Source organism: Streptomyces sp. NPDC050287 (assembly GCF_044459385.1).
Lineage (GTDB): Bacteria > Actinomycetota > Actinomycetes > Streptomycetales > Streptomycetaceae > Streptomyces.
In genome coordinates, this window is the sequence record NZ_JBITIY010000003.1 from 305,338 (window position 1) to 326,188 (window position 20,851).

Sequence of the window (20,851 nt, forward strand, 5' to 3'; positions counted from 1 at the left end):
TTTGTTCCGGAGTCCGGGACAAGTGGCCCTGTTTGTCCCTAGGGTGAAGCGCGCGAGATCCGGGGGAAGGGCAGGCCACCGTCGTGGGCAGAGCGTTACCGTCATTGCCGCAGTACCGCAAGGACGGGGTGACCCGACGGCTGTGCGCGTCGGTCCACCTCGACGAGGACTTCGCCCGCACGGTCGACCGGGAACTCACCGGGGACCGGCTGGAGGCGGTCGGACTGACCCTCGGCGTCAACTTCGTGGCGCTGGCCCGGCACGCCCGCGCGGCCGTGCGGCGCCGCGAGACCCTGGACGGCCAACTGGCCTGGCTCGGCGCGGCCCTTGTGGCCTCGCTGCTGGTCGCCGGGTGGGGGCTGATCGGCGGACTCGGGTCGGTCGCCCTGATCGGTGTCTACGGCCCCCTCGCCGTGCTCGCGGCCTCCTGGTGGCTGGTCCACCACACCGAGGCCCAGGCCCGCGAGGCCGCCCAGGAGGTGTTCCGCAACCCCGACAAGGTCGACCGGCTGGCCCCCGCGGTCGAACCGGAGACGGAAGCCTGGCTGCACGAACTCAAGCGGGCCAACGTCCTGCCGTACGCCGACGCGGCCGCCCGCACCACCCCGTTCGTCGGCAGCGGCAGAAAGATCAAGGAAGTGGTCTGGCAGCCCATCGACGTCAGCAGGCCCGCCGACGCGCCGGGCGGCGGCAAGCTCCCCCTGCGCCCCTTCGACGCCGTCGACCTGCACACCTATGTGGCACGCCGGATGGAGGGCGTCTCCGGACTCGAAGGGCTGCGGGCCAGAAACCGGCTCTACGTCCTCGGCAGCAACGCCCACATGCTGCCCGATCTGCTGCCCGACCGCACCGCGCGGCCACGCGCCCAGATCCCCAAGCAGTTCGTCCAGGCCGGCCTGCTCAGCCCCGGCGCGGGCATGCGGACCCATCTGTGCCTGGAGCGGGTGGGTGAGGGCGGACGGCTCATCGTCTCCATGTACCTGCGGGCGATCCTGAACCCGCCCAGCCTCACCTGGGAGGTCGCGGCCTACGCGATCCCACCGCTGAGCGGCCGGTTCTACCGGGTGGACCGGCTGCCGGTGGCCCGCTTCGACCGTTGGTGGAGCCTGGTCTCGTACGCCACCTCCCACACCTGGCCCGAACTGCGCGGCGCCGTGGGCCGCCGTCGTGAGCGGCGCAGGCGGCGCCGCACCACCGAGCGGGAACTGACGCGCCTGCGCCGGGACATCAGGGACCAGCACCTGCTCGTCGACTGCGGTGCCCGAAGCAGCCTGCGCTCCGACATCAGCGACTGGAACCAGGCCGGCTACCCCGAACGCATCGACGCGCAGGACTTCCTGTTCCGCCTCCAGCAGGGCGTCCTCGTCGCGACCGAGCAGTTCCTGCGGGACCACAACGTCGACACCGGTTCCTTCGACAAGGCCCAGCAGATCATCAGCACCCAGACCTACAACATCTCAGGGGACATCACGGGCCCCAGCAACTTCGGCAACAACGGGCAGATCAACGTCAACGGGCAGCAGGGACACGGAGGTTCGGGGCAGGGCGGACAAGCGCCCAATCCCTGAGCCGGGCACGGGACAGGAGCCAGGACATGAGCACGTTCAACATCCACGGGAACATCGAGGGGCCGGCCAACTTCGGCGACAACGGCCGTATCGAGATCAACAACGGGACGGACGCGGCCACCGTGCTGCGGGTGGCCGACCAGCTCGTCGAGCGGCTGCGCGGCGAGAACCCCTCGCTCGTCGCCCCGGCCCAGGTCATCCAGGGCGAGCTGGCACAGGCAGGCCAGGAAGGACGCACCGCCGACCGAGGCCGTATCCGCGCCGCCCTGGAGACCATCAGCGTCGGCGTCGCGGCCGGCAGCGGCGGCTTCGCCCTGGCCCAGGAACTGGCCCGGGCGCTGGGGATGTGACCTCCGGCCGGTGACGGCCCTGTCCTCCCGCGGCAGCGCCTCGCGCGGCATCACCCTTCGTCGGGGGGCCGACCATCGCCGTCCTGGAGGTCGACCTGGGCTTTCCCCGGACCGGCCCCGATGACGGTGAACCGGTGCGGCTCGGCGATCTGCCGGTCGACCGATGCGGCATGGTCCTCGGCGACGCTCGGGCGCTGGACGGCTTCGTCGGCTTGGACGGCCGGTCCACCGACGGCCTGGCGGACGTCACCTACTGGAGCAAGTACGAAGACACCGTCCATGCGCAGTTCGGCGGTGACCGCATCCCGCAGCACCCCAGCGGAAGCGGCCCGCGCGGCTGGCTCGACCTCCCCTTGGCCGAGGCCGAAGCGGTCGCCGAACGGCCCCGGACCTGGACCCAGGAAGGGCCCGGCAAGGGTCTGATGGTCGCCGTCGACCCCCACACCGACTTCCACCGCTTCGACCGGCCGGATGGAACCACCCACTACTGGCCGGCCTGATCGACCTAGGTGGCTGCCCGGTCCTCGGTCTCAGTCGGGACCCTGGGGATCATTCCATTGGGTACGGCTGGATGATCTGGCAACTGGACGCGGCGGTGCGGCGGCGCTCGCCTCACACCGAGCCGGTGGACCGGACCGAGCAGGGCGCTCAGGTGGTCAGGGCGGCCGGTCGAGGTCGCCGCAGCCCCTGGAGGAGCAGTTCGATCAGGCGGCGGGGGTCGTAGCGGGGGTCGTCGTCGCGCCCGATGCAGAGGTTGCCGATGCCGCGCATCAGTTCGTAGGGCTGGATGCCGGGCCGGATGTCGCCCGCCTCGACCGCGGCGTCGAGGAGTTGGGCGCTCACGGGCTCCAGGCGGTCGACGAGGTAGGCGTGCAGCGTGGCGAAGCGGTCGCTGTCGGACTGCAGGGCGTCGGCGAGTCCGTGCTTGGTGGCCAGAAAGTCGACGAAGAGGTCGATCCACTGACGCAGTGCGTCGAACGGGGATTCCGAACTGGCCAGCAGCTTCGGTCCGGCCTCGACGCATGCCTCGATCTGATGGCGGTAGACGGCGGTGACGAGGTCCGCCCGGGTCGGGAAGTGGCGGTAGATCGTGGCCATCCCGACGCCCGCCCGTGCGGCGATCTGGCGAATCGGCGCGTCGACGCCGGAGGTGACGAACACCTCGGCGGCGGCGGAGAGCACGGTCTGCTGATTGCGCAGCGCGTCGGTCCGCTTGCTCCGGGTCGGCACCTTCCCCGTGGGGCTCTCGCTGGGCATCACGCTCTTCCTTCCTGGCACCGCTTGACAAAGCGGAGCGTCGTTCCGGATATTAAGTGGTGCGACGCTCCACTTCAGGTTAGCCGAAAAGGGGAGCGCCCCTACTCCCTTGTCCTACCGCCTCCGGACCGGACCGGTGGCCGACAAGGCCCGCAGAAAAGGAAACCGCGCATCATGACCACATCCACCACCGCCGACACCCTCGCCTCGCCGGCCCCGGTCTTGTCCTACAGCCCGGTGGTGCTGTCCATACCCGGACGTCCCGTGGACCTCCAGGTACGGGTCTCCGCGCCCGAGACCGGCACGGACCTTCCGGTCATCCTGCTCTCCCACGGCCAAGGCCCCTCGAACAACCTTTCCTCGCTGAACGGCTACGCGCCGCTCGTCAACTTCTGGGCGGCCCACGGCTTCGTCGTCATCCAGCCCACGCACCTCACCTCGAGGACACTGAGCCACCATGTCGCCGACGCCCCCGGAGCCCCCTTCTTCTGGCGCTCGCGCTCGGAGGACATGAGTCACATCCTCGACCGGCTCGACGAGATCGAGAAGGCCGTACCGCTGCTCGCCGGGCGGATCGACCACACCAAGGTCGCCGTTGCCGGACATTCCTTCGGGGGCTTCACCTCCAGCCTCCTGCTCGGCGCCCTCGTCACGGACGACGGCGAGGAGGTGAGCCTGCTCGAACCCCGGATCAAGGCAGGCGTGCTGCTGGCCGCGCCCGGCAGGGGCGACGTCGTCAACGGGCCCATGGCCGACATGCTGCCGGTCTTCCGGACCATCGACTTCTCCACGATGACCACACCCGCGCTGGTCGTCGCCGGCGACGAGGACGACTCCCGGCACTTCACGGACATGGGGCCTGACTGGCACGCCGACCCCTACACCCTCGCCCCGGGCCCCAAGGACCTGCTCACCCTGTTCGGCGCGGGGCACGCACTCGGCGGAATCCCCGGATACGACGTCGCCGAGACCACGGACGAGAGCCCCGAACGGGTCGCCGCCGTCGGCCGCCTCACCTCCGCCTACCTCCGCAGCCGGCTCCACCCCGGCGACAACGCCTGGCAGACCGCACGCGAGGCCCTTACGTCCGCCCCCGACCCGGTCGGACGAGTCGAAGCCAAGTAGGCCGTCCGCGAGCACGTCCTGCATCGGGCGGTCGGTGCCGTCGCACGGCGGCCAGGGCGGCCATGGCGGCGGCGAGCCGCCGGTGCTCAGACTCCTCGATGAGCCGCTGCCCGCAGTCGAGGTCGCCCTGCCGCGAGGGTGGGCCGATGACTCACTCCGGCCCAGCCGGCCGCCCGTCACCAGCCGCTCGCCGACAGCCACCCCCCACCAGCCCCCGCCCTCACCTCACCGTGCCCGCACCACCGCCCGGACCCCGCCCCCCAGGTCCAGTTCCAGGCCCGAGCGCAGTGGGACCGTCTGGCCGGGGTCGATCTGCTGGGGGGTGCCGTCGGAGCGGGTGCCCGTCCAGCGTTCCTTCGAGCGGTTGGCGATACCGAATCGGCCCGGCTTGGAGGGGTGTTCGACCAGTTCGGCGACCATGGTGGCCTCGGAGCAGTCGTGCCGGGTCGGTTCCGGGAGGAGATGGTGGGCCTGCACCCGGGCCGCCCGGCCCAGCCGGATGTGGCGTTCGGCGCGCGGCGGTGGTGTGGTCACCGTCAGCCGGGGCGGCAGCACCAGCCCGGTACCGCAGCCCCAGCAGGCGCGGGGCGGCGGGTTCTCGCCCGGTTCCGTCATGTTCTGCCGTCCGCAGGAGGCGCACTCCACGACCGAGTCGAGCACCGCGCGCAGCGCGTCCCGCCACTCCGACTCGCGTACCCGGGCCGCCGGGTCCTTCAGGCCGACGGTGAAGCCGCGGCGGAACAGCTCCTGCAGCGTTCCGGCCGCCGCGTCCCAGGTGGCCAGCACGGTCGTGTGCTCCATCGGATCGGGCGCGTTGGAGTCGTCGGCCGGGTCGAAGGCGAACAGCGGGCTCCTGCCGTACAGCTTGCGCTCGGCCGCCTCGTCGAGGCAGTGGATCCCCAACTCGCGTCTGCCCTTGAGCGGGTGATGGTTCATCAGGAACATGAACAGCAGGACGGCGAGGGAGTGCAGGTCGGACTGGGTGCCCGGGCGGGCGCCCGGGTCGCCGCGCACCAGTTCCGGGGCCATGAACTCCATCGTCCCCGAGATGCCGCTGGCCTCCCCCTCCACCACCGCGTTGTCGTTGTCGCACACCAGGACGTCACCGGTGCCCGGGTCGAAGAAGATGTTGCCCCAGGAGATGTCCCGGTAGGCGATCCCGCGTGAGTGCAGCGCCTGGTAGGCCTCCACCGTGTACAGACAGGCCGTCAGCAACGCCCGGGTACTGGTGCGCAGTTGGCGCCGGAACAACGCCGGCAGGCCCTTGAACCGGTCCGGGCGCAGCCCCATCAGGTACCCGAACGAACCGCGGTGCACGGGAACGTACGCCTCGGGCCACAGGAACCGGTCGTCGTCGAAGTCCCGCGACACGAGATCCCGTACGATCCCCTCCTGCTCCGGCGTCGCGCAGGTCGGGTAGTACCACTTGAGGGCCCTGTCGCCGCTCGGCGTCCGGACCCGGTACACCTCGCCCTGGCCGCCCGCGCCCAGCATGTCGACGACCTCGACCTCGTCGCCGTTCTCCGCGGTCAGGCGTGTCCCGCTGTCGAGCATGCCGCTCATCTACGTCTCCGTCTTCCGTTCCGATTCCGCCTGCTCCGCCACTGGTGCGGGCAGGATCTCCGCGGGGCGCGACGCGGCCGTCAGGGTCGTGTCGTCCCCGGAGTACCGCGAGGCCTGCCGCAGCCACTCGGGCAGCACGGCCCGTACCTCCTCGCTGCCCTCCGCGGTCAGCCGGCCGTCCAGGCCGGCCACGAACTGGGGGTAGCCGTCGGCCGACGCGAAGCTCTTCGACAGCCCGTCCGTCGACAGCACCACCAGGCGCGGGGTGCGCGCCTCGTCGAACAGCGGCGCCCAGTGCATCCGCATCGCCCGCCAGGCCTCCCGGCCGCACAGGGACTCCGTCTCGTCGCCCAGGTCCTCCTCGGCTGGGGCCAGCGGGCGGCGCAGCGTGCCGTCGTGCTCGACCACGGCCAGGTCCCCGTCGCCGAGCTGCCAGGCCACGAACAGCCACGGCGTGAGCACGGCACCGATCAGCGTGCTGCCGTACAGCAGCAGTTTCCCGGCGTCCGAAGGCTCCGGCGCGCCGTCGTCCGCCACCGGGCGGTGCCGGTCCCAGTGGCCGAGCGCCTCCTCCCGCCAGTCGTGCACGAGAGCGCGCGGGAAGTCGTCCCGGGCGTAGGTCATCAGCCGGGACAGCCGCCCCGGTTCATGGCTGTCGCGGGCCGCCCGGCCGAAGCCGGCCGCGAGGCTCATGAAACGGTCCACGGCGAACCGGGCGCCGAGCTGGCTGCGCGAGTGGACGGCCGAGCCGTGCCCGTCGGCCACCGCCAGAACCAGCGGGTCGTCGTCGGAGCCGGCCCCCTCACAGGCGTACCAGTCCTGGTTGCGTTGTTTGCCGACTCCCTGGACGCTGTGGCCGAGGGTCTCCCAACGCCGCACTCCGAGCGTCACCACACGTCGTCGTCATCGTCGTCGGGAAGGACCGGCGGCGCGTACGGCTGTTTCGCCGCCGTCTCCGCCGGGCCCGCCACGGGCTGCGAGGCCGCCTTCACCGCCGCCGTGGACGCCCACCGGATGGCCGCGGCCAGCTGCTTGGGGCTGTTGGCGTCGAGCGGCTGGAGCTCGGGGTTGCCGAGGAACTCCTGCAGCACGCCGCGGTCCGCGTCGCCGCCGATGGCGATGGCGACCCGTACCGCCTTGCGGCCCCACGGCGTCGCGTCGATCGCCTTCAGGCCCGCCTTCCAGTCGTCGGTGGGAACCCCGTCCGACACCAGCGCCAGCACCGGCTTGAGCGCGCGCTGCGGCATCGGCGGGCTCAGCAGCTCCCGTGAGACCAGGTGCAGTGCCTCGCCGAGGTTGGTCATGCCGTCCACCTGGACGTCCTGCCAGGTGAAGTCGTCGACCGGGACCGGCGTCTGGTGGTGCCAGCGGGCCGTGGTGGAGAAGGTGACGGTGCGCAGCAGCAGCTGGGCCGCCGGATTGTCGTGCGCCACCGACTGCATCTCGGGAATCGCTTCCCTGATCGCGTAGTTGAGCCGGGCGATCTTGTCGCCCTGCATCGAGTACGAGCAGTCGAGCAGCCAGATGAAGTGAACCGGCCGGTTGGCCATGGGCCCGCCGGGAATGTCGCTCACTCGGTGTCCTTTCCGGTAAGGGGTGGGTTCAGGGCAGCAGCAGCCGTACCGCGTAGGCCGCGGCGGCCGCCGTCAGGACCAGGGCGGCGACGAACAGGCCCGCCGCCATGCGTCGTCCGCGTCCGACGGGTGGGGTCACCTGGGTCATGCCGGGGTGTACCTCTTCTCGTGTTCCGTGCCCGGGCGCAGCCCGCGCCTGCGCTGCTTGCCGATGCCGCCGCCGTCCGGACCGAGCAGCGCGCCCGTCCCGAGCCCCGAGGCGGCGAGCAGCCACAGCACCGGTTCGGCCGCGCGGCGCTGCTCGCTCTCCAACGGGCCGGTCCCGGTGGCGGCGTGCGCGCTGACGGCCCAGTAGCGGGCCGCCCGGAAGTCGTGGCCCAGGGCCCGCACCAGTGAGCCCAGGCCGATCTCCTCCAGCCAGGTGTCGATCCGCGCGCCGGGCACCGGCAGCGAGACCAGCTGGTCGAGGACGTCCCGCTTGGTGACGACCGTGGCCGCGGACAGCCGTCCGCGTCGGCCGGTCAGGGCCGCCAGCTCGCCGGTCAGCCGCTGGTACGTGTCCCACGGCCCCTGGGCCGAGGGGCGGGCGGCCCCGGCCCGGGCGGTGTCCTCGGCGCCGAGCCGGCCACGTACCTTCGGGTCGGCCAGGACGTCGGCGACGAGGACCACGCCGTCGGCGTGGGCGAGGTACTGCTGGGCCCGCACCCGGTCGGCTTCGCTCACGGACTCGCCCATCGGGTCGTACAGGTACAGCAGCCGGCGCCGCCGGCCGCGGGTGACGGTCAGCATCAGGGCGCGCGGCTGCCCGCCGGTCGTCGCGTGCGCCCAGCCCGTGCTGTTGAGCTCCTGGCGGAGATCGTTCGCGTCGCGGCGGTCGTCGTCGGAGGCGTAGGCGACCTGGAGGTCGCCGCGGCGGGCCCAGGCGTGCAGCCCCTCCACCATCGCCGCCATCAGCATCGTCTTGCCGGAGGAGGTGCCGCCGACCAGCGGCGCGTGCACGACCCGGGTGCTGCCGACGGTCGCGGGCAGGTGCCGGTCGCAGTGCGGACACAGGGCGGTGAGCCCTCCCCGGCCGGCGAGGCGGGTGGTCGGCAGGCGGTGCCCGCACGCGCAGGCGTGCCACAGGACGCCGTACCGCCCGGGCCGCAGCGAGCCGTGCTGCGCACGGCAGTTCGGGCACCGGTGCACGGCCAGCGGGACGGGCCGGTAGCAGCCGGGGTAGGGACACTTGACGCGGACGCCCCGGGCCAGCGCCCAGCCGCTCTCCGCACCGCGCAGCAGGGGCACGGCCGCCGCGCAGCCCAGCCACACCAGGGCGAGCAGCAGCGCGAACACCGCCAGCACCGCGGCGAGCAGGACCGTGGCGAGTACGGCGCCCACCAGCGCGCCCGCGACGGTGCCGGGCGCCACGAGCACCACCAGGAGGAACCGGGTGGCCGGGGTCGCGCCGCGTTTGCCCCGGGGGCGCCGTCCGTGCAGCAGGTTCTGGGAGATCCGGTCGACCCACGGGTCGGAGAACGCCGTCCAGATCACCCGCATCCCGTAGCCCGAGGCCGTCCACGCGTCCACCCGCATCTGCCGCCACCAGTAGCCCGGATGGGCGGGCTCGCCCGGGCCGACGAGCGGGATCCGCTGGTCACCGGTGCCCGTCTGCCAGGGACCGAGGCCGCGCCAGACGGCCCGTACGCCGCCGGCCAGGAACTGCCACAGCGCCCGGCCGAAACAGACCGCGGCGGTGACCAGCGCGGTCCAGGCGACCAGGAAGAGGACCGGCGTCGTCGCGGTCACATCCGTCACGTCGGTCATCCCCGTCATCGGTGGCCTCCCCCGGCCGGCGGTTCGACATCGCCGTGCCATCCGGTCGGCGGTGCCGCGTCGCCGTGCCGTCCGGGCCGTTCCGTGTCGCCGTGCCATCCGGCCGGCGGTGCCGCGTCGCCGTGCCGTCCGGTGGGCGGTTGCACGTCGCCGTGCCATCCGGCCGGCGGTGCCGCGTCGCCGTGCCGTCCGGTGGGCGGTTGCACGTCGCCGTGCCAGGCGGCGGTCGGATCGCTGCGACGGGTGCGCCCGGACAGCCGCCCCGCGAGCCGCCCGAGCGCACCCGGGCGGTTCCAGGCGCGGAACGCGTCGAGCTTGCCCCGTCCCGCGCGGCCCAGCGCCGCCTCGATCTCGGCCTGGTCCTCGGCGGGCAGGGCCCGCACGATCGGCCGCAGCACCTTCGTCAGCAGCGTCGTCCGGGTCGCGTCCCAGTCCGGGCTGGTCCCGGCGAACGCGCTCCAGTCGCAGAAGCGGGCGGCGACATACGACGGGACGGTCCGCAGCCGGTCGCCCACCCGGTCCGAACGCCCCGCCCGCTCGTACGCCGCGAGCAGGTCCGGCTCTCCCGACCTGGCCAGCGAGTACAGCTCGTCCTCCGGAGCCGGCCCGCGCGACAGCAGCATCCGGCGGGCCAGGGCGCCGAAGATCCGCTCCGTCACCGGGTCCGGGACCGCCTCACCCGCCGAGTCCCGCAGCGCCAGCACCCGGTCGACCCACCGCTCGCCCTCGCCCTCGGTGCCCAGCAGGCCCGCGAACTCGAGCAGCAGCAGGGCCGCGCGCTGCCCGTGCCGTAGCTCGGTGCCGAAGCAGCGCAGCAGGTCGGCGGCGAGGACGGGGACGCCGGGGTCGTCGGCGGGCGCGGCGAGGGCGGCATCGATCAGCAGGTCCCGGGTGCCGGCCGCGCGGTGAGTGTCGGAGCCCAGCTGGTTCAGCAGCAGGCTCGCCTCCTGCCCGGTCGGCAGCTCCCCGGCCCACACCAGGTCGAGCGCGGTGCGCAGCACGGCCGTGTCGGCGAGCGGCGAGAGCCCGGCGGCGCGCAGGACGTGGTGGAAGTGCGCGAGCCGGTCGCCCGTGCCGTCCGTCCGGGCCGTCCGGCCCCCCTCGGAAGCGGCGACGCACATCCGCAGATGCGGGGAGTTCGGCCCCGACTCGACCGGCAGCCCCGACCCGGACAGCATCCGGGCGACGGTCGCCGGGTCGGCGGCGGCGAGGGCGTCCAGGGCGGCGAACAGCGCGATACGCAGCGCCGGATGACCGTGCACGGCGTCGAGCAGGGCGGGCGGGCAGGGCGAACCGGCGGCCTGGGCCGGGCCTTCCTCCACCAGAGCTCTGGCGAGCCGCCCGGCGAGGTCCGGGAGCAGGTCCTGGCAGTCGAGGTCGAGCAGGTCTGCCACGTGCAGCAGGGCGAGGGGGCGCCCGGCGGCCGGTTCCCGTATGTCGGCGATGCCGGCGCGCACCGCGGGGTTGAGCTCGCGGGCCAGGTCGGCGCGGGCCCGCGCGGTGAACGACGCGGCCCCCAGCGCGGGCACGGGGCCCCGGCCGAGCACGGCCGAGGCCAGCACCCGCGCCGCGAGCGGAGCGGACACGGCGGTGGGGACCTGCCCGTCGATCCGGGCCAACAGGGCGGTCATGGCGGTGAGTTCCTCGTCGACGGGCGCGACCCCGGCAGCGGGAACGACGGCGGTGCCATCGGCCGGTGCGGTGGCGCCGGCGGCAGCGGCGGATCCCGGGTGAGGTACGGCAGCCGGGTGCGTCGGGGCCGCCCACTGCGACGCGGAGCGGTGCGCCCCCGACGGCTCCGGGCTCCGTACGGCGGACTGCCGCTGTCCGTCCCGTACGGCGGACTCCCGCCGGCCATCCGCTACGGCGGACTCGTCCCGTACGTCCGCCACGGCGGCCTTCCGCCGTACGGCCGCGATGCCTCCCGCGCACAGGCCCTCCACCACCGCAGTCACCGTCGTGTCGGGCAAGGTGTGGGCGTGGTCGGCACTCCAACGGGCCGCGGCGGTGCGGGCGTCCGTACGCAGCGGGATGCCCGCGGTGAGCGCGGCCACGGCGAGACGGCCGAGGCCGTCGTCGGCGTCAGCGTCGCGGAACAGTTCAGGGCGTCCGGCGCACCAGATCCGGGCGCACAGCTCGGCCCAGGGGTCCGCGACCGGCTCGGCCGGCGGGTGCCCGGTGCAGTCGTGGACCCGGTAGCGGTGGTCGTGGGCGACCGGCTCCGAGGACGGCAGCGCCCCGACGATCTGCTGCCGGGCCTGCTGCGGACGGCGCGTGTACGTCGTGAAGGTCAGCCGGTGCGCCTGTTCGCGTGGCAGCACCGAGCAGGCCAGGGCGATCCACTGGGCGACATCGGCGCTGTCCTGCTCCACGAGCACGATCTGCCCGGCGTCGGACTGCGCGGTGAGCGCCCGCAGATCGGCGAAGAACGGGGCGAGCCACTCCGCCCGGGACCTCGCGAACGCGACCAGGCCGTCCGTGCGCAGCAGACCGGACGGTTCGACGCGGTCGACGGGTCCGGGCCGGCCGCCCGGGGGAGTGGTGTCGGCCCAGCGCGGCGATTCCCAGGCGGTGATGGGCAGCGCGCCGTCCGGCAGCCGGGTGCCGGACGGGAGATGGAGGGCGTGCGCGTGGAAGTTGCCCCACCGGCCGCTGTAGTCGGCGCCGGTGTAGACGCTGCGGCTCAGCAGCCGTCCCCCGTCGGCGAGTTCGCTGAAGCTGAAGGCCTTGGGGAAGGCCTTGAGCTGTTCGGCGTCGGGCCGGGCGGGGAAGTCGCGCGGCGGCTCGTAGCCGATGAGCTGCTCGACCTCCCGCAGCAGGCCCTGCGGGAGGCCCGCGCTGACCGCGGTGAAGCGGAAGCCCGAGCCGTCGGGGCCGGGCGGGGCCGAGGTGTAGTGCAGCTGGGCGAGGGTCACTTGACTCGTCCCTTCCCGGTGGTGCGGACCGGCAGCAGACCCCGGTGGGCGAGCAGCCACAGCAGCGGATCCTCCACCCGCACCGGCTGCGGACCCGACTTGGGTACGTCGGCGGGGGCGTCGGAGGGCGGCGGCGCCCCGAGCGCCGAGAGGCCGAACAGCGACAACCGGGCGAAGTCCAGCTCCAGTTGGCGGACCAGCGCGCCGGAGTCCCACTCCGCCATCAGGGACCGGATCTCCTCGTGGACGGCGAGCCGCTCGTCCGCGTCGAAGGCGCCGTCCGTGTGCGGGGCGTTGCGCAGCAGCAAGGAGTGCGGATCGAGCAGCGACCGCAGCATGTCCGTCTTGGTGACGGCGACCGCGATCGGCGTGGACACCCGGCCGCTGGAGCCGCCCTTGCCGTGGGCACGCAGCTGGACCGCGAGGTCGGCGGCGATCTGCTGCGGCGGGGTCTCCACCGTGGGCAGCGGCGGGCCGTCGTGGACCGGCAACCGGTCGCGTACGGAGCCCAGTTGCAGCGGGTCCACGAGCAGGACGATCCCGTCGGCCGCGCTGAGGTAGCGGGTGTAGCGGTCCATGGCCTCGGCCCCCGCGAGGTCCTCGCCGGCCGCGTCGAAGAACACCAGCGTGGTGTGCCGGGTGCCGCCGGACAGCCGGCCGCGCCGGGGCACGCTGAGCCGGTACAGGAGCGGGTCGTTGAAGCCGAGGGCGGCCGGGCGGGTGGCGTCCGGCAGCCGCAGCCGCTCGTAGAGGTCCTCGGCCATCTCCTTGTCCCGCTGCTGGGTGCTCTGCCCCATCGCCGCCAGCGAGGCCCCGTAGGCCTGGCCGACGCGCTGGTTCAACTCGTTGACGAGGACGGAGACGTAGGTGCTCTTGCCGGAGGCCTTCGGGCCGACCAGCGCGATGATGCGGCTGTCCTGGTCGCAGTAGTCGCTGGGCAGGTCGTTGTGGCAGGACCGGCATACCCGGACCGTGGTGGAGACCCCGCAGCCCGGGCACGGCACGCTGCTGCCGCCCGAGCCGCCGCGCAGCCCGGACGCGAGCGCGGCCACGCCCCGCGCGGGGCTGAAGACGGGACCGCGCATCCGGGCCGCCGGGGGCACGCCGGGGCCCATGAAGGCGGCCCAGATGTCGTCGCGTTCGGGTCCGCAGGGCGCCCCGCCGCGGACTCCGCTGGGGCTCATCAGACAGCGGTACGGCAGCTTGGCGGCCGGGGCGCGGTCGAAGCAGTAGGGGCAGATGACGGTCGTCATGGCTCAGCGCACCACCAGGCTCGCGGGGGACGGTTCTTCGAGTCGTACCAGGGCCGCGTGCTCGCCCAGGAGGAAGCCGCGCAGCGCGTACGGCGCCGGGCAGGGCGCCGCCGGCAGCTCCACCTCGACGGTGCCGAGCCGGGCCAGGTCGCTGCCGGGGACGCGCAGCAGGGTGGTGCCGTCGGTCGCGTCGCGGGGGCGCAGGGTGCCGCTGCGGGCTACGCACACGAACTCGGGGGCGTCCACGCGGCCGGTGCCCGCGGGAGCGGACAGTGTGACTCGCAGTCTCGTCCGGCCCCGGCCGAACAACCGGCGCGGCGGGCGTACCAGTTGATAGCCGACGGCCGCGTCCGGCGGCAGCAGCACCTCCGCGTCCGGGGCCGGTACGGCGACGGCGTCGGGGCTTCGGGGTGCGGCCGTGGCGCGGATGCGGACGCCTGAGGGACCGACGGGCAGCCGGAGTCCGCCGCGCCGGTAGGCGTGCGCGGTGACGATCCGCGTCCCGCCCTCGGCGGCGGCCGGATCGAGCGGCTGCCAGCCGACGGCGAGATGGGTGCAGCCGTCCGGCCAGTCCAGGCCGACCAGTACCTGTCCGTCCGGCAGCCGCTGCGCGGCCAGTTGCCGCACGTGCCCCAGTGCCTCGACGTCGACAACGGGACCGGCCAGCGCGCGTTCACCGAGGACGGCGACGGAGGCGACCCGCGCGTACGCACCGGGCGGCGGGCACAGCGCGCCGTCCTTCTCGGGCCAGGGCAGCCCGGGCGGCAGATCGGCGGTGCGCAGCTCGGTGCCGGGGTCCGGGGCCTCGCCGGGCCACTCCACCAGGCGGATGTCCGCGTCCCGGGCGCCGGTCCAGGCGAAGCGTACGGCCCCGTCCTCGGGATGTGCGGTGAGGGTGCGCACCGGCTCGGGCCACGGGTGCACGGTCCGGGTGACCCGGATGCCCGGCGAGGAGACCAGCTCCCCGCCGGGAGCCCGGTAGCGGCACACGATCCGGAAGGTGTGCGAACCCGTCGGCAGGCCGGTCGCGGTGAACCCGTCGGCGTCGGGGTGCGGCGGCCGGGCGGCGCCGGCGGACGGCCCGGTGTGCTCCACCGTCACCTCCACCGCACCCGGCGGTCGCCGCCAGGAACAGCCGACGCGCTCGGGCCCGTCCGTCAGCGCCACCTCGGTCACCTCAGGGGCGACCAGCACCCGGTGCGACACGAGCGGCGGCCCGTCCACACGCCCCTCCCGCACCGGCAGGGCGGCATAGCGGACCGTCGTGCCGAGCGCGGCCCCCGTGTCCCGGGCTGCACCACCCCGCGCGGACACCTCGCGCACCCTCGGCGCTCCCCGCTCGCTGCGGTACAGACACAGCAGCCGCCAGCCGTCGTCCGAGGCCCCCTGCGGATCCCAGGCCAACTCGACATGTTCCGCAGCGAGTTCAGCGCGCAGAGGAGGCGGGGTGCCGGGCTGGGGCCGGTGCACGCGGACCAGGCCGCCCAGCGCCCGCCGGTCGTCCGCGGCCGTCCGCAGGGCGCGCAGGTAGGTCGCACTCGCCGCCTCGGGGTCCCCGCGGTCCTCGGCACGGCGGGCCGAGCGCAGGGCCGCGTCCACCGCCGCCGACCGCGCGGCGAGGGCCGTCCGCAGCGACTCCAGTGCCGGGTCACCGCCGCCCGTCGGGAGCCGCTCCAGCAGGGTGCGCGTCCGGTGCAGCCGGTGCCCGGCCCAGGCGTCGGCGACGGACTCGGCGGCGTCGCGCTGGAGCGGGGTGAGGGCGGGCCGCTGCCGGGCCGCCGCCACGAGAGCGGCTGCCTCGTCGGCGTGCACCCCCAACTCGAGGGCGACGCGGGGGCGTTCCGTCTCGGGGCGGTCCTGGAGCAGGCCGATCAGCTGGTACAGCAGGACTCTGCGCAGCGCCTGCGGGTCACCGCGGTGCAGTGCGGCCAGCCGTCGCGCGAAGTCGGCGGTCGCGGTCGCCGTACGGGCGAGGTCGTCCAGCAGGGCGCCGTCCACCCGTCGCACTCCGCGCGGCCGGGACGGCACGTACACGCCGTCGAGGACGCGTAACCCGCCGCCGGGCGGGGTGAGGGCGTCGCCGAGGTGGCGCAGTCCGGCCGTGTGCTGGGCGGCGGCCAGCTCGGCGTACGCGGGGACGAGCGGGGTCAGCGGCAGTCCGCTGAGCGCCTGTGGCAGCCCCAGGTGATGCCCGAACTCCCGACCCGCCACGTTGCCGCTCTCCCCCGAATGCGTTGCGAGGGCCCATGACAGCAGATCTCAGGACGTCAGGAGGGGACTTTTCGGAATCCGAGCAGGCCGGACCGGTAACGAGCGCGGGATGTCAGGCGCCGATCGCGGCCAGGGACGGCATCCGGGCCGCCTCGTACCGCCGCAGCAGCACCCGCGCCACCTCCGGCGCCGGCCCCAGCACGCCGGCCAGGACGTCCGCGTCGGCCGCGCCCCGCGCGATGCGGTCCGGCAGGAAGCCGGGAGCCAGGACGTACGGCGCGACCGCGACCCGGGAGCAGCCCAGCGCCCTCAGTTCCCGTACCGCGTCCTCGGTGCGGGGAAGGGATGCGGAGGCGAACGCAGGCCGCACGGCGCACCAACCGGTGTGCCGCCACTCCCGCGCGATTTCTGCGATCACTGCGATCGCCTCCGGGTCGGTGGACCCCGCCGAGGCCAGCACGACCCCGGTCGAGGACTTGTCGGCGGGCGTCAGCCCCGCCTCGTACAACCGCCGTTCGAGGGCGGTGAGCAGCAGCGGGGAAGGGCCGAGCACCTCCGCCTGCCGGATCCGCAGCCGCGGCGGCGCGTCCCGCAGCACCGCGGGGATGTCCGCCTTCGCATGGAACGCTCGCGTCAACAGCAACGGCAGCGCTACGACGTCACGGACGCCCTCCGCCGCCAGGGACTCCAACACCCCCTGCACGGAGGGGACGTTGAAGTCCAGGAAGCCCGTCTCCACCCGTACGTCCGGGCGCAGCGAGCGCACCCGGCGGACGAGAGCGTGCACCGTCGCGGCATGCCGCGGGTCGCGGCTGCCGTGGGCGATGACCAGGAGAACGGGCTTCATGGACTCAGCTCTTCACCAGCAGACCGCGGCTGCGCAGCACCCACCGCTCCAGCGGGCTGAAGATCAGCAGGTCGATCGCGATGCCGACGAACAGGATGAGCAGGATCGCCTCGAACACCATGGCCATGTCGCTGTTGGTGCGGCCGTTCTCCAGCAGCTGGCCGAGGCCCACGCCCAGGTCGGGGAACTGGGCGATGATCTCCGCGGCCATCAGCGAGCGCCAGGAGAACGCCCAGCCCTGCTTGAGGCCCGCCACATAGCCGGGCAGCGCGGCAGGCAGCGTGATGTGCCAGATGCCCTTGATGCCCGTCGCACCCATCGTGCGGCCGGCCCGCAGGAACAGCGGCGGCACCTGGTCGACGCCGGACACCAGACCGTTGGCGATCGAGGGCACCGCGCCGAGCAGGATCACGGCGTACATCATGGAGTTGTTCAGACCCAGCCAGATCACGGCCGGCGGCACCCACGCCACCGACGGCAGCGACTGCAGGCCCGACAGGATCGGGCCGATGGCCGCGCGGATGAACTTCACCCGGGCCACGATCAGGCCCAGCGGGGTGCCGATGAGCAGGGCGAAGAAGAAGCCCAGCAGACCGCGCGAGACGCTGGTCCAGATGTAGCCGAGCAGATCGCCCTGGAGCCAGGCCTCCTTGAACGTGGAGCCCACGGCGGCCGGCGACGGCAGCTTGGACGGGTCGTCGACGACCGGGTAGAGGAGCGCCCAGACCGCGAGGACCACCGCGAGCGCGATGACCGGCGGCAGGATCTTGTTGACGAGGGTCTGCCGGAGGGTCGGGCGGCCGGTCGCCCGGGTCTCCAGTGCGTCGAGGCCCGCCTCTACGCTCCCGGCGTCCTGGGCCGGTGTCGTGTCAGTGCTGGCCATGACGGCGGATCTCCCCACGCAGTTCTTCGGTGATCTCACGGGCCAGTTCGGCCACGGGCGCGTCCTCGATGCGGCGCGGCTGCGGGATGTCGACCGTCCACTCGCGCGCGATCCGGCCGGGACGGGAGGACAGCAGGATCACGCGCTGCGCGAGCCGTACCGCCTCGCGGACGTTGTGCGTCACGAACAGGACGGAGATGCCGGTCTCCGTCCAGATCCGGGTGATCTCGTCGTGCAGCACGTCCCGCGTGATGGCGTCGAGGGCCGCGAACGGCTCGTCCATCAGCAGCAGATTGCTCTCCTGCCCCAGCGCGCGGGCCAAAGCCACGCGCTGGCGCATACCGCCCGACAGTTCGTGGACGCGCTTGCCGTACGCGCCCTTCAGGCGGACCAGTTCGAGTAGCTCCTCGGCCTTGTCGCGCCGCTCGGGCTTGGCGACTCCCCTGAGCTTCAGGGCGAGTTCGATGTTCTTGCCCGCGGTCAGCCATGGGAAGAGGGCATGCTCCTGGAACATCAGGGCGGGGCGGCCGTCGGTCGTGATGGACCCGGCGGTCGGGCCGTCGAGCCCGGCCACCAGGTTCAGCAGTGTGGACTTGCCGCAGCCCGAGGCCCCCAGGAGGGTGACGAACTCGCCCGGCGCGACATCGATGCTGATGTCGTCCAGGACGAGCTGCTGTCCACCCGGTCCCGCGAAGGACTTCGAGACGTGGTCGAGGCGTGCGGCGTACTCGACGGACTCGTCGGCCTTGGCGAGCGTCGTGGTCGTGGCCATGGTCGTCACCTCCTGGGAACTCTTCGGGGACCGGGGTCAGCTGGTGCCGAGACCGGCGGCGTCGACCGGGGACTCGCCGTCGGCCTTGAGGACCTTGTTGAGGATCGTCAGGTCGTAGATCCCGTTCAGGTCGGGCTTCTTCAGCAGACCGGCCTTGACCGCGTGCTCCGCCTCCGTGTTGAGCGTGGCGGCCAGCGGGTCGTTGGTGAACTGGATGGACTTCCAGGCCGGGTCCAGGACCTCGGGCTTGAGCGCCTTGCCGGAGTCCGCCTCGAGCTGCTTGTTCGCCGCCGCCTTCGCCGCGTCCGGATTGGCGTTGATCCACTTGTTGGCTTCCACCGACGCCTTCAGGACGGCCTCGACCGCCTTCGGGTGCTCCTTGAGGAAGTCCTGCCGCACGATGATGTTCGTGATCACGAACTTCTTGTCCGGCCACAGCGACGCCTCGTCGAGCAGTACCTTGCCGCCCTCGGCGACCAGTTTCGACGCGGTCGGCTCCGGCACCCAGGCGCCGTCGATGGAACCGGCCTTGTAGGCGTCCGGCGTGATCTTGTTGTCGGTGCGGACGACGGTGACGTCACCCTTGCCGCTCTGTGCGTCGACCTTCCAGCCCTGGTCGGCGATCCAGTTGAGGAACGCCACGTCCTGCGTGTTGCCGAGCTGCGGGGTGGCGATCTTCTTGCCCTTGACGTCCTTCAGGGACTTGATCTTGTCCGGGTCGACGACCAGCTTCACACCGCCGGAGGCCGAACCGCCGATGATCTTCAGGCTCTTGCCGCCCGACTTGACGTAGCCGTTGATCGACGGGGAGGGGCCGATCCAGCCGATGTCGATCGACTTGGAGTTGAGCGCCTCGATCTCGGAAGGTCCGGCGTTGAAGGTCGCGTACGAGGCCTTGGTGGCCCCGAGCTCCTTCTGGAAGAAGCCCTTGTCCACCCCGACGAGCGCGGTGCCGTGGGTCAGGTTGCCGAAGTAGCCGATCTTGACGGAGTCGAGCCCTTCGATCTTCTTGGCCCCGGCGGCGACCTTGGCGGTGCCGTCGTCCTTCGCCTGGGAGCCGTAACCGCAGGCGGCGAGGGTGAGCAGCGGGAGGGCGGCGATGACCGCGAGACTGCGGCGAAGAGCGGATGTAGCAGGCACGGGAGGTGTTCCTCTCGGAGGCCCGGCGGTCACGGTCTCTCAGGTCGTGGCCGGGAGGTCGGCAGGTCTGCGTCTACGGCGGTGGGGGGACGGGGCGCGCAAGCGGTGCGCGTACGTCAGCGCGCACATCGCGCGACTCCGCCCTGCCCGCTGCCGAGGGCGCCGCTGCCGACGCGGCCGCCCTCCTTCGCGAACGTGGAGTAGATGTCGGGGGAGTTCATGTCAGAAGTCCCATCCGTCGTCGTCCGACTCGTCCTTGACCGGCTCCGGGGAGGCGAACGACTCGCCGACCATGCCGGCGGTGAGCGTGGTGCCGTCGTTCGGGTCGATCAGGATGAACGAGCCGGTGCGCCGCGAGTCGGCGTACGAGTCGACCGGCAGGGGTTCCGCGGTGCGGATCTTCACCCGGCCGATGTCGTTGGCGACGAGCTGCCCCGGATGCGGGTGCAGGGACAGGTCGTCGAGCGTGAGCCGGGACGGGATGTCCTTGACGATCGCCTTCACCGTGCGGGTGCCGTGCTTGAGCAGCACCCGGTGGCCGACGGTCAGCGGCGCGTCGGCGACATGGCAGACGGTCGCCTCGATGTCCTGGGTGGTCGGCGGCGCGTCCTTGCTGGGCACGATCAGGTCGCCGCGCGAGATGTCGATGTCGTCCTCCAGCAGGAGGGTGACCGACTGGGTCGTCCAGGCCACATCCACCGGCTCGCCGAGGAGGTCGATGCCGGAGATCCGGGTGGCCCGGCCGGACGGCAGGACGGTGACCGACTCGCCGACCCGGAACGAACCGGCGGCGATCTGGCCGGCGTAGCCCCGGTAGTCGGGGTGCTCGGCGGTCTGCGGCCGGATCACGTACTGCACGGGCAGCCGGGCGTGGCAGTGGCTGAGGTCGTGGGCGACCGGCACGGACTCCAGGTGCTCCAGGAACGTCGGCCCGCCGTACCAGTCCATGTTCGCGGACGGCTCCACCACGTTGTCACCGGCGAGCGCCGAGATCGGGATCGCGGTGACCTCGGGGACGCCCAGTTCGGTCGCGTACGCCGTGAACTCCTCGGCGATGGCGGCGAACACGGACTCCCGGTACTCGACGAGGTCCATCTTGTTCACGGCGAGCACCACGTGCGGCACCCGCAGCAGCGCGGCGATCGCGGCGTGCCGGCGGGTCTGCTCGACGACGCCGTTGCGGGCGTCGACCAGGATCACCGTCAGCTCGGCCGTGGAGGCACCCGTCACCATGTTGCGGGTGTACTGCACATGGCCGGGCGTGTCGGCGAGGATGAACCGGCGCCGGGGCGTGGCGAAGTAGCGGTACGCCACGTCGATGGTGATGCCCTGCTCCCGCTCGGCCCTGAGGCCGTCCGTCAGCAGCGCCAGGTCCGGGGCGCCCTGGCCGCGGCCGGCCGAGGCGCGCTCCACTGCCTCCAGCTGGTCGGTGAGGATCGACTTGGAGTCGTGCAGCAGCCGGCCGACGAGGGTGGACTTGCCGTCGTCGACGGACCCGGCGGTGGCGAACCGCAGCAGGGTGGTCTCGGACAGCTGCTCGACCGACAGCGGCTCGGCGGGTTCGGTGGTGGCGGTCAT

17 protein-coding genes are annotated in these 20,851 nt (G+C 73.1%); 4 read left to right on the plus strand and 13 right to left on the minus strand.

All coding sequences use genetic code 11. The features are described from left to right. The first annotated feature begins 83 nt into the window (after positions 1 to 83). The 3 genes from ACIBK3_RS11795 to ACIBK3_RS11805 all read left to right on the plus strand — a co-directional run bounded on the left by ACIBK3_RS11795 (position 84) and on the right by ACIBK3_RS11805 (position 2,418). Positions 84 to 1,568 carry a hypothetical protein gene (locus ACIBK3_RS11795; protein ID WP_399364458.1) on the plus strand — a complete coding sequence of 495 codons (1,485 nt, stop codon included), beginning with the start codon at positions 84 to 86 and terminating at the stop codon, positions 1,566 to 1,568. A 26-nt stretch (positions 1,569 to 1,594) separates the two neighbouring features. Next, positions 1,595 to 1,918: a hypothetical protein gene (locus ACIBK3_RS11800; RefSeq protein ID WP_399364460.1), complete on the plus strand. Its 324-nt coding sequence runs from the start codon at positions 1,595 to 1,597 to the stop codon at positions 1,916 to 1,918. Positions 1,919 to 2,052: 134 nt separating this feature from the next. Further along, positions 2,053 to 2,418: a hypothetical protein gene (locus tag ACIBK3_RS11805; protein WP_399364462.1), complete on the plus strand. Its 366-nt coding sequence runs from the start codon at positions 2,053 to 2,055 to the stop codon at positions 2,416 to 2,418. A 148-nt stretch (positions 2,419 to 2,566) separates the two neighbouring features. Here the strand turns inward: ACIBK3_RS11805 and ACIBK3_RS11810 are convergent, their stop codons facing one another. After that, entirely contained in the window at positions 2,567 to 3,175 is a 609-nt protein-coding gene (locus ACIBK3_RS11810; protein WP_399364464.1) for a TetR/AcrR family transcriptional regulator, read from the minus strand. A 174-nt stretch (positions 3,176 to 3,349) separates the two neighbouring features. On the opposite strand from ACIBK3_RS11810, the gene ACIBK3_RS11815 reads away from it, so the two are divergent. Further along, positions 3,350 to 4,300, plus strand: coding sequence for an alpha/beta hydrolase family protein (locus tag ACIBK3_RS11815; RefSeq protein WP_399364465.1), 951 nt, complete (start codon positions 3,350 to 3,352; stop codon positions 4,298 to 4,300). A gap of 225 nt (positions 4,301 to 4,525) precedes the next feature. Here ACIBK3_RS11815 and ACIBK3_RS11820 read toward each other — a convergent pair whose 3' ends face one another. The 12 genes from ACIBK3_RS11820 to ACIBK3_RS11875 form a co-directional block, all read right to left on the minus strand. Further along, positions 4,526 to 5,863, minus strand: a complete 1,338-nt coding sequence (locus ACIBK3_RS11820; RefSeq protein WP_399364467.1) for a protein kinase — start codon at positions 5,861 to 5,863, stop codon at positions 4,526 to 4,528. Further along, positions 5,864 to 6,757, minus strand: a complete 894-nt coding sequence (locus tag ACIBK3_RS11825; protein ID WP_399364469.1) for a protein phosphatase 2C domain-containing protein — start codon at positions 6,755 to 6,757, stop codon at positions 5,864 to 5,866. Further along, entirely contained in the window at positions 6,751 to 7,413 is a 663-nt protein-coding gene (locus ACIBK3_RS11830; RefSeq protein ID WP_399365542.1) for a tellurium resistance protein, read from the minus strand. Before ACIBK3_RS11830 ends, ACIBK3_RS11825 begins: the two co-directional genes overlap by 7 nt. Positions 7,414 to 7,581: 168 nt before the next feature. Beyond that, positions 7,582 to 9,252 carry a hypothetical protein gene (locus ACIBK3_RS11835; RefSeq protein WP_399364471.1) on the minus strand — a complete coding sequence of 557 codons (1,671 nt, stop codon included), beginning with the start codon at positions 9,250 to 9,252 and terminating at the stop codon, positions 7,582 to 7,584. Next, positions 9,249 to 12,167 carry a GTPase-associated protein 1-related protein gene (locus ACIBK3_RS11840; RefSeq protein WP_399364473.1) on the minus strand — a complete coding sequence of 973 codons (2,919 nt, stop codon included), beginning with the start codon at positions 12,165 to 12,167 and terminating at the stop codon, positions 9,249 to 9,251. Before ACIBK3_RS11840 ends, ACIBK3_RS11835 begins: the two co-directional genes overlap by 4 nt. After that, entirely contained in the window at positions 12,164 to 13,420 is a 1,257-nt protein-coding gene (locus ACIBK3_RS11845; RefSeq protein WP_399364475.1) for a hypothetical protein, read from the minus strand. The genes ACIBK3_RS11840 and ACIBK3_RS11845 overlap by 4 nt, the downstream gene beginning before the upstream one ends. 3 nt (positions 13,421 to 13,423) lie before the next feature. After that, the gene (locus tag ACIBK3_RS11850; RefSeq protein WP_399364477.1) at positions 13,424 to 15,631 is read right to left on the minus strand and encodes a hypothetical protein; all 2,208 of its coding nucleotides are present in this window, start codon (positions 15,629 to 15,631) and stop codon (positions 13,424 to 13,426) included. Positions 15,632 to 15,743: 112 nt separating this feature from the next. Then, positions 15,744 to 16,478 (minus strand): sirohydrochlorin chelatase, encoded by a 735-nt coding sequence (locus ACIBK3_RS11855; protein WP_399364479.1) that lies wholly within the window; start codon positions 16,476 to 16,478, stop codon positions 15,744 to 15,746. Positions 16,479 to 16,482: 4 nt separating this feature from the next. Next, positions 16,483 to 17,361 carry an ABC transporter permease gene (locus tag ACIBK3_RS11860; RefSeq protein WP_399364481.1) on the minus strand — a complete coding sequence of 293 codons (879 nt, stop codon included), beginning with the start codon at positions 17,359 to 17,361 and terminating at the stop codon, positions 16,483 to 16,485. Beyond that, positions 17,348 to 18,133, minus strand: coding sequence for an ABC transporter ATP-binding protein (locus ACIBK3_RS11865; protein ID WP_399364483.1), 786 nt, complete (start codon positions 18,131 to 18,133; stop codon positions 17,348 to 17,350). The genes ACIBK3_RS11860 and ACIBK3_RS11865 overlap by 14 nt, the downstream gene beginning before the upstream one ends. 36 nt (positions 18,134 to 18,169) lie before the next feature. After that, positions 18,170 to 19,273, minus strand: coding sequence for an aliphatic sulfonate ABC transporter substrate-binding protein (locus ACIBK3_RS11870; RefSeq protein WP_399364485.1), 1,104 nt, complete (start codon positions 19,271 to 19,273; stop codon positions 18,170 to 18,172). A 222-nt stretch (positions 19,274 to 19,495) separates the two neighbouring features. Next, a complete protein-coding gene (locus ACIBK3_RS11875; RefSeq protein ID WP_399364487.1) occupies positions 19,496 to 20,851 on the minus strand; it encodes a sulfate adenylyltransferase subunit 1 in 1,356 nt (451 codons plus the stop codon).

Bases quoted from the DNA above. Each gene is read 5' to 3' on its own strand.
- ACIBK3_RS11820 (WP_399364467.1), bottom strand. From the start codon at position 5,863: ATGAGCGGCATGCTCGACAGCGGGACACGCCTGACCGCGGAGAACGGC.
- ACIBK3_RS11875 (WP_399364487.1), bottom strand. From the start codon at position 20,851: ATGACCGCCACCACCGAACCCGCCGAGCCGCTGTCGGTCGAGCAGCTG.
- ACIBK3_RS11865 (WP_399364483.1), bottom strand. From the start codon at position 18,133: ATGGCCACGACCACGACGCTCGCCAAGGCCGACGAGTCCGTCGAGTAC.
- ACIBK3_RS11855 (WP_399364479.1), bottom strand. From the start codon at position 16,478: ATGAAGCCCGTTCTCCTGGTCATCGCCCACGGCAGCCGCGACCCGCGG.
- ACIBK3_RS11815 (WP_399364465.1), top strand. From the start codon at position 3,350: ATGACCACATCCACCACCGCCGACACCCTCGCCTCGCCGGCCCCGGTC.
- ACIBK3_RS11810 (WP_399364464.1), bottom strand. From the start codon at position 3,175: ATGCCCAGCGAGAGCCCCACGGGGAAGGTGCCGACCCGGAGCAAGCGG.
- ACIBK3_RS11800 (WP_399364460.1), top strand. From the start codon at position 1,595: ATGAGCACGTTCAACATCCACGGGAACATCGAGGGGCCGGCCAACTTC.
- ACIBK3_RS11860 (WP_399364481.1), bottom strand. From the start codon at position 17,361: ATGGCCAGCACTGACACGACACCGGCCCAGGACGCCGGGAGCGTAGAG.
- ACIBK3_RS11835 (WP_399364471.1), bottom strand. From the start codon at position 9,252: ATGACGGGGATGACCGACGTGACGGATGTGACCGCGACGACGCCGGTC.
- ACIBK3_RS11830 (WP_399365542.1), bottom strand. From the start codon at position 7,413: ATGGCCAACCGGCCGGTTCACTTCATCTGGCTGCTCGACTGCTCGTAC.
- ACIBK3_RS11845 (WP_399364475.1), bottom strand. From the start codon at position 13,420: ATGACGACCGTCATCTGCCCCTACTGCTTCGACCGCGCCCCGGCCGCC.